Annotated in this window: 11 protein-coding genes; 10 read left to right on the top strand and 1 reads right to left on the bottom strand. The window is 73.9% G+C overall.

Features of this window, described 5'->3' with window-relative positions:
- The 5 genes from IIE03_RS22120 (at position 1) to IIE03_RS22100 (ending at position 5,684) form a co-directional block, all read left to right on the top strand.
- Positions 1–1,017 (top strand): carbohydrate ABC transporter permease, encoded by a 1,017-nt coding sequence (locus IIE03_RS22120; RefSeq protein ID WP_192864924.1) that lies wholly within the window; start codon positions 1–3, stop codon positions 1,015–1,017.
- The gene (locus tag IIE03_RS22115; RefSeq protein WP_192864923.1) at positions 1,014–1,907 is read left to right on the top strand and encodes a carbohydrate ABC transporter permease; all 894 of its coding nucleotides are present in this window, start codon (positions 1,014–1,016) and stop codon (positions 1,905–1,907) included. Before IIE03_RS22120 ends, IIE03_RS22115 begins: the two co-directional genes overlap by 4 nt.
- Before the next feature lie 54 nt (positions 1,908–1,961).
- Positions 1,962–3,815 (top strand): family 43 glycosylhydrolase, encoded by a 1,854-nt coding sequence (locus IIE03_RS22110; protein WP_192864922.1) that lies wholly within the window; start codon positions 1,962–1,964, stop codon positions 3,813–3,815.
- Between the two features lie 81 nt (positions 3,816–3,896).
- Positions 3,897–4,463 carry a dihydrofolate reductase family protein gene (locus IIE03_RS22105; protein ID WP_192864921.1) on the top strand — a complete coding sequence of 189 codons (567 nt, stop codon included), beginning with the start codon at positions 3,897–3,899 and terminating at the stop codon, positions 4,461–4,463.
- Positions 4,464–4,610: 147 nt separating this feature from the next.
- Positions 4,611–5,684: a helix-turn-helix transcriptional regulator gene (locus IIE03_RS22100; RefSeq protein ID WP_192864920.1), complete on the top strand. Its 1,074-nt coding sequence runs from the start codon at positions 4,611–4,613 to the stop codon at positions 5,682–5,684.
- Between the two features lie 121 nt (positions 5,685–5,805).
- Here the strand turns inward: IIE03_RS22100 and IIE03_RS22095 are convergent, their stop codons facing one another.
- Entirely contained in the window at positions 5,806–6,675 is an 870-nt protein-coding gene (locus IIE03_RS22095; protein WP_225998144.1) for a helix-turn-helix transcriptional regulator, read from the bottom strand.
- Positions 6,676–6,801: 126 nt separating this feature from the next.
- Here IIE03_RS22095 and IIE03_RS22090 point away from each other — a divergent pair, with 126 nt between their 5' ends.
- From IIE03_RS22090 to IIE03_RS22070, 5 genes are all read left to right on the top strand, one after another.
- On the top strand, positions 6,802–7,368 hold the full coding sequence (locus IIE03_RS22090; protein WP_192864919.1) for an aminoacyl-tRNA deacylase: 567 nt from the start codon (positions 6,802–6,804) through the stop codon (positions 7,366–7,368).
- Between the two features lie 273 nt (positions 7,369–7,641).
- Complete coding sequence (locus tag IIE03_RS22085; RefSeq protein ID WP_225998143.1) at positions 7,642–8,577, top strand: serine/threonine-protein kinase; 936 nt, start codon at positions 7,642–7,644, stop codon at positions 8,575–8,577.
- A complete protein-coding gene (locus tag IIE03_RS22080) occupies positions 8,574–9,263 on the top strand; it encodes a nucleotide exchange factor GrpE (RefSeq protein WP_192864918.1) in 690 nt (229 codons plus the stop codon). Before IIE03_RS22085 ends, IIE03_RS22080 begins: the two co-directional genes overlap by 4 nt.
- On the top strand, positions 9,256–11,796 hold the full coding sequence (locus tag IIE03_RS22075; RefSeq protein ID WP_192864917.1) for an Hsp70 family protein: 2,541 nt from the start codon (positions 9,256–9,258) through the stop codon (positions 11,794–11,796). The genes IIE03_RS22080 and IIE03_RS22075 overlap by 8 nt, the downstream gene beginning before the upstream one ends.
- A complete protein-coding gene (locus IIE03_RS22070) occupies positions 11,793–12,791 on the top strand; it encodes an OmpA family protein (protein WP_192864916.1) in 999 nt (332 codons plus the stop codon). Before IIE03_RS22075 ends, IIE03_RS22070 begins: the two co-directional genes overlap by 4 nt.
- The last annotated feature ends 21 nt before the right edge of the window (positions 12,792–12,812 follow it).

The following is a 12,812-nucleotide window of genomic DNA, read 5'->3' as shown; positions in this document are numbered from 1 at the left end:
ATGTCCCCCTCGACTGCCCATGCCGTGGACGCCCCCGCCCCGGGGGCGTCCGCTCCGGCCACCGGCGGGCGGCGGCACGGGCGCAGCCCGATCGCTCCCGCCCCGGCGACGCCGTGGCTGTTCCTGGCCCCGTTCCTGGCGCTGTTCGGTACGTTCGTGCTGCTCCCCGCCGGGCTCGGGGTGTGGATCTCGCTCCACGACTGGGACTACACGTTCGTCAGTCACCCGTTCGTCGGCCTGCGGAACTACCTGGACCTGCTCGACCCGTCGTCGACGTCGGGCGGTCCGTTCTGGGAGTCGATGCGGGCGACCGGCGTCTTCACGGCCTCGAGCGTGCCGCTGCTGCTGGTGGTACCGCTGCTGGTGGCGCTGATGATGAACGCCAGGTTTCCCGGCCGGAACTTCCTGCGCGCCGTCTACTTCGCGCCGTACGTGCTCGGGGTGGCGGTCATCTCCGTGCTGTGGCGCTACCTGCTCGACACCAACATCGGCCCGGTCAACCACTACCTGGGCCTCGTCGGCCTGCCGGACGCGACGGCATGGCTGACCTCGCAGCCCGCCGCGTGGGTCTCGCTGGTCGCCGTGACCGTGTGGTGGACCCTCGGCTTCAACGCCGTCATCTACCTGGCGGCGCTGCAGGACATCCCCGCCGAACTCTACGAGGCCGCGCAGGTCGACGGCGCCTCGGTGGCGCAGCGCTTCTGGAACGTGACACTGCCGGGCCTGCGGCCGGTGCTGATGTTCGTCACCGTGAACACGATCATCATGTCGGCGAACATGTTCGGCCAGTCCTACCTGATGACCGAGGGCGGTCCGGGGCGCAGCACGCGCACGGCCATCATGCGGATCGCCGACACCGGCCTGAGCTCGTTCCAGATGGGCAGCGCCGCGGCGATGAGCTACGTGCTCACACTCGTCCTCATGCTGCTCAGTGGCGTGGTCTTCTGGCTCTTCCGCGACCGGGACGCCGTCCGTACCCGAGCCAACGTCCGTACCCGAGAGAAGGTGCGCTCATGACCTCGATCCAGGACGCCGCGACCCCGCCGGTCGCCGGCCCGGGCGGCGCCGCCGACGACACCCTGCGGCCGGCGCGCCGCCGTGCACTGCGCTACCTGGCGTTGTACCTGCTCGCGCTCGTGTTCGTCAGCCCGCTGCTGTATATGCTCGTCACGTCGTTCAAGACACGCGCCGAGGCCGCCGGGACCACCCCGAGCTGGATCCCGGACCCGTTCACGCTCCAGGCCTACGGGCACCTGCTCGCCGCCCCGGACACCCCGGTACTGACCTGGTTCGCGAACTCACTGATCGCGGCCGGCCTCAACGCCGCGCTCGTCGTGGCCACCGCGTCCCTGGCCGCGTACCCCCTGGCGCGGATGGAGTTCCGCGGCAAGCGGGTCGTGTTCGGGCTCGTGATCGCGATGCTCATGGTGCCGGGCGTGATCCTGGTGATCCCGAACTACCTCATCGTCTCGGAGCTCGGCTGGCTCAACTCGCTCACGGCGATCATCGTGCCGACCGCGGCCAGCGCGTTCGGGGTGTTCTTCATGCGGCAGTTCTTCGTGAACCTGCCCGGTGAGCTCGAGGAGGCCGCCCTGCTCGACGGCGCGAACCGCTTCCAGGTGTTCGTCCAGGTCGTCGTCCCGCTGGCGCGTCCGGCCATGGCGACGCTCGCCCTGCTGGCGTTCCTCACGAACTGGAACGACTTCCTGTGGCCCGTCTACGTGCTGTTCAGTCCCGAGACCCGCACCCTCCCGGCTGGTCTCGCCACCCTCCAGGGCGCCAACCAGGTGCGCTACGACGTGCTCATGGCCGGAGCGGTCATCGCGTCGGTCCCGGTGATGCTGCTGTTCTCGTTCCTGCAGCGGTTCATCATCGAGGGCGTGTCCCGGTCCGGCCTCAAGGGATGACACCTCGGGGACGACACCTCGGGGAAGACATCGACACGCTGCAAAGGAGCAAGCATGTACCGTCGTTCTGCCCGCAGAGCCCGCGCCGCGGGTCTGGGCTGCGCCCTCGCGGTCACCGCGGGACTCGTGGCCATCGCCCCGGCGGCCGCCGACCGCTCGCCCGTGCCGGACCTTCCTGTCGCGCCGGACGCGCCGCGTCTCGTCGTCGAGGACGACTTCCCGGACCCCGACATCCTGCTCGTCGACGGCGTGTACCACGCCTACGCCACGAACAACGACGGCGAGCACCAGGTCCAGCACCGCACCTCCCGAGACCTGCGGCACTGGACACCGCGGCCCGACGCCGCGCCCGGCATCGGCCAGGCGGCCGGCGACTGGGTCGGCCCCTGCCGGACACTGCCTGACGGCACCAAGGACTACTGCGTCTGGGCGCCGGAGGTGACGACGGTCGACGGCGGGTACGCGCTGTACTACACCGCCCGCCACGCCGCCTCCGGCCGGCAGTGCCTCGGCCTGGCCACCGCCCCGACGCCCGACGGCCCCTTCGTCGACGCGCTCGGCGAGCCTCTCGTCTGCCCCGTCGGCCAGGGCGGCGCGATCGACGCGGGCACGGTCCGTGACGGGGACCAGCTGTACCTGTTGTGGAAGTCGGACGGGAACTGCTGCGCGCAGCCGGCGATCATCTACGCCCAGCCGCTGTCGGCGGACGGCACCACCCTCACCGGCCCACCCGTGGAGCTGCTCCGCAACGACGTCCCGTGGCAGGGTGCCGTGGTCGAGGCGCCGGCCATGGTCGAGCACGATGGCAGGTTCTACCTGTACTTCGCGGCGAACGACTACTTCGGCGGCAACTACCGCACCGGCTGGGCGGTGTCGGACAGCGTCACCGGCCCCTTCACCGTCTCGGACGCCGAGCTCCTGACCAGTGACGACTTCGCGGGCGAGATCGTGGGACCCGGCGGGCTCGACGTCACCACGCACCAGGGGCGGCCCGCCGTCGTCTTCCACGGCTGGGACGACGGCTTCACGAGGCGCGGCATGTACGCGGCGGGTCTGGCCTACGGGACCGACGGCGTACCGGTCGTCGGGGGAGCCGCCGTGCGCTACGAGGCCGAGGACGCCGTCGTGACGAACGCGTCGACGACGGCCGACCCGACGGCGTCCGGCCTGCGGAAGGTCGGCGGCCTCGACCTCCCCGACAGCAGCGTCCGGTTCACCGTGGAAGCCCGCAGGTCCGGCCCGCACACGCTGCGCGTCCGGTTCGCCAACGGGTCCCTCGACGCCGAGGGCCGGGCGGCCACGGCGACCCACGCGCTGACCGTCAACGGCGTGGACCGGGGCACGGTCCGGTACTGGCACACCCAGTGGGGGAACTGGCAGTTCGCTGAGATCCCCGTCCGGCTCGCGAAGGGCACGAACACGATCCTGCTCACGCGGGACGCCCGGTACGCCGAGCTCGACGCGATCCACCTGTCGCCCGGCCGGGCGGATCGCGGGGCCCCGGTCCACGCGGAGGACCTCACCGGAGCGGTGCGCCACGAGGCCGAGGAAGGGGAGGTGGTTCACGCCGTCGTCCGCGCGGACGCGGGTGCGTCGGGCGGCGAGGTGGTCGGCGGCCTCGACTTCCCGGACAGTTCCGTGTCCGTGCGGGTCTGGTCGGACCACCGCCGAGAGGCCGTGCTGGGGGTGCGATTTGCCAACGGCTCCGAGCGTGGCGGGTATCCGCTGGAGGCGCGGCACGCGGTGACCGTCGGCGGCCGGGCCGCGGGCACGATCGTCTACCCGCACACCCGCTGGGGGAACTGGAACGTGATCGAGCACCGCGTTCGGCTCGAGCGCGGCTGGAACACCGTGACGCTGACCCGCCTGAGCTGGTACGCGGAGATCGACGCGATCGACGTCCGCTGACCGATCGGCCGCGCGGCCACCGAGTCGTGCCCCCGGCGCCGCGCACCGATGAGTTCCGGTGCGCGGCGCCGTCGGACCCGTATGGGAACACTCAGGTATATCGCGAACACGTCGCTCGACGGGTACGTCGCCGACGCCGAGGGCAACTTCGACTGGACCGACCCGACGCCGCAGGTGCACGCGGCGATCAACGCGCTCGAGCGGGAGACGCGCGTGGAACTGCTGGGGCGGCGCATGTACGAGGTGCTGAAGGTCTGGCAGGACATCACCGACACGTTCTTCGGCAGGCCAGCGGAACCCGTCGAGCGCGAGTTCGGCGAGCTGTGGCGCGGCTTCGACAAGATCGTCTACTCCAGGACGCTGCTCGACGTCGACACGCCGCGTACCACGCTGGAGCGGTCGTTCGACCTGGACGCGGTGCGGGAACTGGTCGCGAGCACCGACGGCGTGGTCACCGTGGGCGGGGCCGAGCTCGCGGGCCAGGCGCTGCAGGCCGGGCTCGTGAGCGACCTGCACCTGTTCGTGTACCCGGTCGTAGTGGGCGGCGGGACGTCGGCGCTACCTCACGGCATGCGGCTGGACCTCGCGTGGGACCGCACGGAGACCTTCCCGAACGGCGTGGTGCACCTGCGCTACACGGTGGCCTGACCTGACCTGACCTGACCTGGCGTGGCGTGGCGTGGCCTGGCGTGGCCGCGGCGGCCGGCACGATCCGGCGCCCGCAACCTGGTACAGGCGGGGCCTGGTTGTGGTGGGAGGTCCCGGGGATCCTGGCTGTGTCGCCAGGAGGAACCGATGGCCATCGACGTGAGAGAGCCCATGGGGGCGGCCGCCACCCACCGGGCCGTCCGCGTGCTCGGGTACATGATCGGTCACGACCCGGTCCGCGAGGACGTGGTGGCACGGGGCCTGGGGCTGAGCGTGGAGGAGGTGCGCGAGACGCTCGTCGCCCTGGAGCGGGACCGGCTCGTGGAGCGCGCCGCGGGTGGCGTCGTCGGCGGCGGGGCACGCGGTGGCCGATGGACGGCGCTTCCCCCGCGCGCGGTGCTGACCGCTCTGCTGGCCCGGCGGCGCACCGACCCGGCCGCCCGCGAGGAGCGCGTGGACGTCCTCGACGGGACGGGCCGGGAGCCCGCGGACGAGGGCGCGTTCGTCGAGGCGGGGGAGGGCGACCTCATCGACGTCGTCGCCGGCGAGGAACCGGTGAGCAGCACGCTCCGCGGGTTCCGCGTGACGGCGGCCCGCGAGCTGCTGTACCTGGTCACGCCCTCGTTCCCGCCGGTCGCCGCGCTCCCGGGCGGCGGGGGTGACGTCGCCGTCGCGACGCGCGCGGTCCACGAGACGCCGGCGGTCGCCGCGACGGGTCCGGGGTACGTGCCGGGCGTGCCGGGCGCGCTGGACGTGTCCTACACGCCGGGCACGCCGCGCACGCCGGGCCTGCGCCTGGCGCCGGGCGAGACGGGCGTGCGGCTGGCGCCGGAGGTTCCGGTCGGCCTCATGGTGGTGGACCGGAGCATCGCGGTCCTCCCCGCGTCCCGCGGACCCGCCGACGGGTCCGACGGCGTCCTGGTGGTCTACGCCCCGGCGGTGGTCGAGGCGCTGGTCGCGATGTTCGAACGGGTGTGGAGCGAGGCGGTGCCGTCCGCGGGCCGCGTCCCGGCCCCGAGCCGGCCGGCCCCGCAGACTGGCGAGCGTCGGCGGAGGGTCCTCGCGATGGCAGCCGCCGGGCTCACCGACGCCGCGATCGGGCGGGCGCTCGGGATCAGTCCGGGAACCGTCGAGGACGAGTTCGCCGCACTGGCCGGCGAGCTCGGCGTGCGGACCCGGTTCCAGGCCGGGGTGCTCGCGGCGAAGCGGGGACTGATCTGAGGTGATCCCGCCCGGCATCGTTGCCAGCGGGCTCTGTGTCGTCGCCGGAGGGTCCGACGTCGTCGTCGACGGCAAGACTGCCGCGGGAGGGCCCGGCGTCGTCGTCGGACGGTCCGGCGCGTCAGGCGCTGACCGGGTGCCGTGTGCCGACGCCGGCACGCAGGATGTCCAGCTTCTCGCGCGCGTCCGTGCGTTCGGTGGGGAAATAGGCGATGACCTTGAGCCCCGGCTCCGGTGTGATGATCTCGCAGGTCAGGGGCAGGTCCCCGACCACGGGGTGGAACATCCGCTTGCTTTCGGTGTAGCGGATCGCCACCTCGTGCCGGTCCCACAGCTCGCGGAACTCGGCGCTCCGTGCGAGCAGGTCGGCCACGAGCTGATCGGCGTACGCCGTGTCACCGCCGCCGGTGTTCCGGGCGTAGGCCGCCCGCAGGTCGCTGACCTGCACCGCGGCGAAACGCGGCCAATCGTCCGCCGCGAAGCGCCCGCGTACCGTGGCGTCCGTGAAGAGCCGCCAGGTGTAGTTGCGCGCCAGGCCTGTGTGCCGGTCGAGGTCCATGCCGAGCACGGTCTCGGCCAGGTCGTTCAGCCACAGGATCTCGTGCAGGTCGGTCGCGATGCAGGCGGGTACGTCGCCGAGGTGCTCGACCAGGCTCATCACGCCGGGGCGGATGCGCCGCCGGTTCGGGCGCGCGGGCGGCACGAAGCCCGCCAGGCGGAACAGGTGGTCGCGCGCGTCGTCGTCGCACCTGAGCGTGCGGGCCAGCGACGCGACGATCACCTCGGAGGGGTTGGCGCCGCGGGCCTGCTCGAGTCTCGTGTAGTAGTCGTTCGACATCCCGGCCAGCTGCGCGACCTCGTCCCGCCGCAGGCCGGGGGTGCGGCGCCGGGTGCCGGGCGGCAGCCCGACGTCGGACGGCCGCAGCTGGGCGCGGCGCCGGCGCAGGAAGTTGGCGAGTGCGAGCCGGTCGATCATGCGGGTCATTGTCATCCCGGCAACCGTGCGTTTCCAGACTCGACGGCGAAACGTGACGGGGCTTCACGCGAGGCGCGCGGCGTGTCGGGCCGGCCGCCGGCCGTCGCCGCGGCTCGCCCGCGTGCGGCGTAGGCTGGGCCGATGAGTTCGACGGCGCCACCCGAGCGCGCCCTCGCCGACGCCGCGGCCCGGGGCCTGGACGTGGCCCTGCGCGCCCGCCCGGCGCGTCCCGCCACGGCCGCCACCGGCAGGGCCGGCACCAATGGGGGCGGGACCGATGGGGCGGGCGCCGACACGGCCGGTACCGATGCGGCCGGCACTGATGGGGGCGGCACCGACGCCGCCGGTACCGACGGGCTCGTCCCGGTGAAGACGATCGTGCTGCACCGGCGCGACGGGTTCGTCTTCGTCCTGGTGCCGCTGGGGGAGCGGTTCTCCTGGCCGAAGCTGCGCGCCGCGCTGGGCGTGAACCGGGTGCGCCTGCCCAGTGAGGAGGAGGCGTACCTGGCGACCGGGTACCGCCGGGGGACCATCACGCCGCTCGGCGCGAGCACGGCCTTTCCGGTGGTGGCGGACCGGCGCATCCTCGGGCACGACATCACGCTCGGCTCCGGCAGCCCCGATCACGCGGTGAGCGTCCGCGCCGACGACCTCGTGCGTGCCTACGACGCGACGGTCGTCGACCTCGCCCCGGCACCTGGGTCCTGAGCCTCCTGGCGCGGCGCTGCTCGACCGCGCTCGCAGCGGCGCGGCGTCGTACGGGCGCGGTCCACCTCGTCCGCCATCCGGCCCGATCGACGCCCGGCCACGCCGGCCCGCCCGAGCCTGCCCGTCTTCAGGAATGCCTCGCGTCGTCAGGAGGACCTCGCGGCGCCTCTGCGCCCTGCGTCCCCGCCGGCGGCGCGCCCGCACGGTCCGGCGCGCCCGCACGGCCCACGGCCGGGAGGGGTCCCGGAACGGGTGTCGGAGGATGGCGCCGTCATGGCCGCAGCGACCGGAGGGAGGCGCGGCGTGCACCTGCTCAGTGCGGGACAGCGGGTCGGCGAGGCGTGCGTGGTCGAGCGGCCCCTGGGCCAGGGCGCCTACTCCGAGGTGTACCGGGTGCGCCACCGCATCCTCGGCAGGCTCGCGATGAAGGTCTTCAAGCGGGTCGGAACCTTCGACGAGACGCGCCGGCTGCTCGGCGAGGCGGTACTCCTGTCGCAGCTCGGGCACCCGAACGTCGTGCGCGTGTTCGACGCCGGCACGGTGCCGACGCGATCCGGCGAGCGGGGCTGGTTCACGATGGAGTACGTCGCCGGCGGCAACCTGGACGACTTCCGGCAGTCGTACACGGCCGGCCCTGTCCCGGTGGACGACGCCGTGGAGGTGCTGGTCCAGGTCTGCGCGGGCCTCGCGGTGGCACACCAGGAGGACCCGCCCGTCGTCCACCGTGACCTGACCCCCTGGAACATCCTCGTCGGGACGGGCCCGCGCGGCCTGCGAGCCCGGATCGGTGACTTCGGCCTGGCGCGGAGCGTCGATCCGGTGAGCGGACTGGCGCCGGGGGACGGGACGCTCGCCTTCATGCCGCCCGAGGCGTTGCGTTTCGGGGCGGGCACGTCCACGGCAGGCGACGTGTACTCCGTGGGCGTCATCGCATACCTGCTGCTCACCGACGTGCTGCCGTACCCGGACGTCGCCCTCACGACATTCGGCGCGGCACGCCGCGTCGCGCCGGTCGCGCCGGCGCGCTTCAACCGGGCCGTGGACCACGGCCTGGAACGGATCGTGCTGCGCGCCCTGGACCCGGAGCCGGCGCGCCGGTTCCGCGACGCGGCGGAGCTCGGCGCCGAACTCGCGGCCTGGCAACGGGAACGCTCCACGGGACGGGCGACACCTGACCAGGCCCCACCGGAACGGAGACACACCGCATGAGCCGTACGACAACGCGCGCGGCGGCACCGGACGCCGGGCGCCTGCACTCCGCCATCGCGTGGTCGCGCCAACGGCGCTTCCCGCCGGAGTTCCGGATCGCCCCGCCGCTCACCGCGGGACGGCCGCGGCCGCCCGCCGGGACGCCGGAGCCGTCGTCGTCCAGCCGCGACGTCGCGACCGACGTCGGCCCGCTCCCGACGCCGGAGCCGCCGCCGGCAGCGCCCGCGGCAACGCCGCCCGGCCCGGAGCCGTCCGTCCCGGTCGGCGACGCGGCACCGGGAGCGCCGGCCGCCGGCTCCCAGGACCTGGCGGACGACGTCGTGGCGCGGGTCGCGACCGACCTGTGGCGTGCCCGGCGGAAGGCGACCGGGCCCGGCGCGGCCGAGCGGCCCGACCGCGCCGTCCGCATGGCGGCCCGGCACCTGAACGGCGCGGCGGAGCACCTGGGCTCGGCGGGCATCGAGGTCCACGACCACGAGGGGCAGCCGTACGACGCCGGCCTGCAGGTGCACGTGCTGACCCACCAGGAGGACCCGGACGTGGCCGGGCCGACCGTGATCGAGACGGTCCGGCCGACGGTACGGCGTGACGGGCGGGTCATCCAGGAGGCGGAAGTGATCGTTGCCCAGCCCGCCGCACCGGGCGGGCCGGAACACCGGAAGAAGGAGGACGAGGATCGTGCGTGACACCATCGACTTCGGGATCGACCTGGGAACCACCAACAGCGCCATCGCCGTGGCCAGGGGCCGGAGCGCCCAGGTCGTCCGGAACTCCACGGGCGACGAGTTCACGCCGTCCGCCGTGTCCGTGAGCCGCTCGGGCGCCGTGCGCGTCGGGCGCCGTGCGCGCGATCACGTCGTCGCCGACCCGGGCAACGCCTGCGCGGAGTTCAAGCTCCGGATGGGCCGTACGGACCAGGACATGCTCTTCGAGGCGGCCGGCAGGAGCATGTCGCCGGAGGAGCTGTCCGCACAGGTCCTCATGGCGCTGCGGGGCAACGTCGAGCTGACCGGCGAGCGGCTCGAGACCGCCGTGATCACCGTCCCGGCCGCCTTCACCGCCGACCAGACCGCGGCCACCATGAAGGCGGCGGAACTGGCGGGCCTGCGCTCGGCCACCCTGCTGCAGGAGCCGACCGCGGCGGCGTGGGCCTACCTGGCGGACGCCGACCTGCCGGACAAGGGATTCTGGCTCGTCTACGACTTCGGCGGCGGCACGTTCGACGCGGCCGTCGTCAAGATCGAGGACGGCGAGTTCACGGTGGTCAACCACGCCGGTGACAACTCGCTGGGCGGTAAACGGATCGACTGGGCCCTTGTCGAGGACGTGCTGCTGCCCGCGTTCCGGGCCGCCGGCGGGCCGTCGGAGGTCTCGCCGGAGAACCCGCGCACCCGAGGGGCGCTCGCCATACTCAAGCACCTGGCGGAGAGGGCGAAGATCGAGCTGTCGGTCCAGCGGTCCACGGTGATCGAGGAGGACGTCGTCGTCGACGGCGAGGCGATCGAGCTCGTTCACACCATGACCCGCGACGACGTCGACCGCGCCGCCCGGCCGCTGGTCGAGGCCTCCGTGCTGCACTGCCGCCAGGCGCTGTCCGGGGCGGGGCTCGACCCGCGGGACGTGGACCGGGTGCTGCTCGTGGGCGGAAGCTCGCAGGTGTCGCTGGTGCACGAGATGCTCGCCGATCCCGACCGCGGCCTCGGGATCCGCGTGGACCGCAGCCAGGACCCGATCACCGTCGTCGCGCGCGGCGCGGCGATCTACGCCGGGACGCAGCCCATGCCCGAGGAGATCCGGCGGAGCGAGCCGGTCGCGGCCGGCACCGTGCGGCTGAACCTCGACCACACGCCCGCGGGTCTGGACGACGACCCCCTGATCGGCGGCCGGGCGGAGTCGGACGACGTCGCCGACTGGTCGGGCTGGACGATCGAGCTGCACAACATCACGACGAACCCACCGTGGACCACCGGGCAGGTGGCCCTGGAACCGGACGGGACGTTCCGGATGCGGCTGCGTGCACCCGAGACGACCGCGCACACGTTCGAGATCGCGCTCCGTGACCCGGTCGGTTCCCAGGCTCCGACGGACCGCGCCACCGTCACGTACGACCACCGCTCGGGCGGCATGGGCCCGGACGCGCCGCACCAGGCGCACACGATCGGCGTCGGGCTGGCGGACAACACCGTGGAGGTGCTGGTGGCCAGCGGGGCCACGCTCCCGGCCACCGGGCGGGTACACGGCCTGCGGACCACGGAGACGATCAGCAAGTCGGCCGGCACCGGGCGCATCACGATCCCGGTCCTCTCGGGCGAACACGCACGGGCGGACCGGAACGAGGTGGTCGGGCGGCTCGACCTGCGGCCCGACGACGTCGTCCGCGACGTCCCGGCGGGTACCGAGGTGGAGGTCGAGCTGACCGTCACCAAGAGCTTCCAGATCGTGGATGCCTCCGCCTACGTCCCGTACCTGGACGAGGAGTTCGGCATCCAGGTCGACCTCAGACGGCCGCTGCTCCCCGGGATCGACGTCCTGCGGGCCGAGCGCGCGGACGTCGGGCACCGCTACGCCGAGCTGCGCGACCAGGCCCGCGACCTGGACGCACGCGAGGCGACGGAGCGGCTCGACCGGTTCGACTCCGAGGGCGTCACCCGGAACCTCGACCGGCTGCTGGACCAGGCCGCGGTGGACCAGGACGCGGTCGCGACCTGCCAGGCGGCACTGCTCGAGGCGCAGTCCGCGCTCGACGAGGCAGAACGGCTCCTGGGCCTGCCCCGGGTCGCGGAGGAGGGCCGGCAGGCCGTCGCGACCGCGCAGGAGGCGGTGACCCACTACCGCGCACGCGGACTGGAGGCCGAACTGTCCAAGGTCCGCACGGAGATGGAGGTCGCGATCGCCGACGGCGACCAGGCGGTCATCGAGCGTCGCACGCAGGAGGCGTGGTCGATCGCACTGCGGGCGATCCCGGAGGAGCACCAGGCGCTGATGGAGTTCTCGGACTACGAGAGCCTGCTCGGTGCCGACTCGCGCCCCGAGGTCCGCCGACTGCTCGCGGACGGCCGCGCGGCGATCGCGACGAACGACCTGCGCCGCCTGGAGGGCATCAACGCGAGGCTGCGCCGGTTCGCGGCCCAGGCCGCGCCAGTGGGGCGCAGGGACCGGACGGGGACCGGACCCGGTCGGACGTTCCACGGGTCGACGGTGGACGGGGACCGCCCATGAGCACGGCGGAACGCACGGGGACACCGGCGGTTCCGGGTACGACGGCGGTCCGGGGCACGACGGCGGAGGCCGCCGTCCTCGCGCGGGCCGGGCGGTACGACGCCGCCCGCCGGGTGCTCGACCTCCTCGGCGGCCCCCGCGGCGACGACGTCGAGGTGCTCGACCTCCTGGCGCGCGTGCACGCCCAGCAGGGCGACCTGGTCGCGGCCGACGCGTGCTGGGAAAGCGCCGAGCGCCTCGACCCCGGCCACGCCGGGGCACGCGACGGACGCCGTCGTATCCGGGAGACGTGGGCGGGAGAGCGTGCGGGGACGGGCCGGCACACCGGGGCCGTGGTGGCGGCCCTCCTGCTGGCCGGGGGAGGCGCGGCGGCCGGATGGGCGCTCGCACCCGACGGCACGGCCGAGGGGCGTGCCGGTGGCGCGCCCGCCACGGGTGAGCAGCTCGCCGGGCTGCACGACGAGACCGCCCGGCTCCGTGACGAGATCGGCGAGCTGCGGGCGGAGCTGGACGCGGACCGGGCGCCGGCCACGGCCGAACCGGCGGAAGCCGATCCCGCCGACCGGCTGCGGGCGCTTCGCGACGCGCTCGACGACCCCCGGTGGACCACCGTCGCCGGGCCGGGCAGCGGGACGTTCACCGTGGTGCCCGCCGAGGCGCTGTTCCTCGCGGGCGGTGCCGAGACGTCCGAGTCGGGCCGCGAGGTGCTCGCGGACGTCGCCGCCCTGCTGGACGACGCCGAGGGCCTGAAGGTCACCGTCGTCGGTCACACGAGCGACACGCTGCCGGACCCCGGCGGGCCGTACGCGGACAACGCCGCGGTCGGGCTCGCGCGTGCCCTGGAGGCGGCGGGCGTCGTCGCGGACGAGAGCGGGCTCCCGCTGAGCTCGATCGGGATCGCGACGGCGGGCGAGGCGGGCCCGCCGCACCCGAACACGACCGCCGAGAACCGCCGGCGGAACCAGACGGTGACCCTGGTGATCGGGGCGGGCTGACCGGTTCGGGGCGCGAAGCTC

Source organism: Myceligenerans pegani (genome assembly GCF_014892515.1).
Lineage (GTDB): Bacteria > Actinomycetota > Actinomycetes > Actinomycetales > Cellulomonadaceae > Myceligenerans > Myceligenerans pegani.
The sequence above is the reverse complement of the archived record's forward strand: the minus strand, read 5'-3'. Positions and strand labels throughout refer to the sequence as shown.

Bases quoted from the DNA above. Each gene is read 5' to 3' on its own strand.
- IIE03_RS22110 (WP_192864922.1), top strand. From the start codon at position 1,962: ATGTACCGTCGTTCTGCCCGCAGAGCCCGCGCCGCGGGTCTGGGCTGC.
- IIE03_RS22090 (WP_192864919.1), top strand. From the start codon at position 6,802: ATGAGTTCGACGGCGCCACCCGAGCGCGCCCTCGCCGACGCCGCGGCC.
- IIE03_RS22115 (WP_192864923.1), top strand. From the start codon at position 1,014: ATGACCTCGATCCAGGACGCCGCGACCCCGCCGGTCGCCGGCCCGGGC.
- IIE03_RS22120 (WP_192864924.1), top strand. From the start codon at position 1: ATGTCCCCCTCGACTGCCCATGCCGTGGACGCCCCCGCCCCGGGGGCG.
- IIE03_RS22085 (WP_225998143.1), top strand. From the start codon at position 7,642: ATGGCCGCAGCGACCGGAGGGAGGCGCGGCGTGCACCTGCTCAGTGCG.
- IIE03_RS22080 (WP_192864918.1), top strand. From the start codon at position 8,574: ATGAGCCGTACGACAACGCGCGCGGCGGCACCGGACGCCGGGCGCCTG.
- IIE03_RS22100 (WP_192864920.1), top strand. From the start codon at position 4,611: ATGGCCATCGACGTGAGAGAGCCCATGGGGGCGGCCGCCACCCACCGG.
- IIE03_RS22105 (WP_192864921.1), top strand. From the start codon at position 3,897: ATGGGAACACTCAGGTATATCGCGAACACGTCGCTCGACGGGTACGTC.
- IIE03_RS22070 (WP_192864916.1), top strand. From the start codon at position 11,793: ATGAGCACGGCGGAACGCACGGGGACACCGGCGGTTCCGGGTACGACG.
- IIE03_RS22095 (WP_225998144.1), bottom strand. From the start codon at position 6,675: ATGACAATGACCCGCATGATCGACCGGCTCGCACTCGCCAACTTCCTG.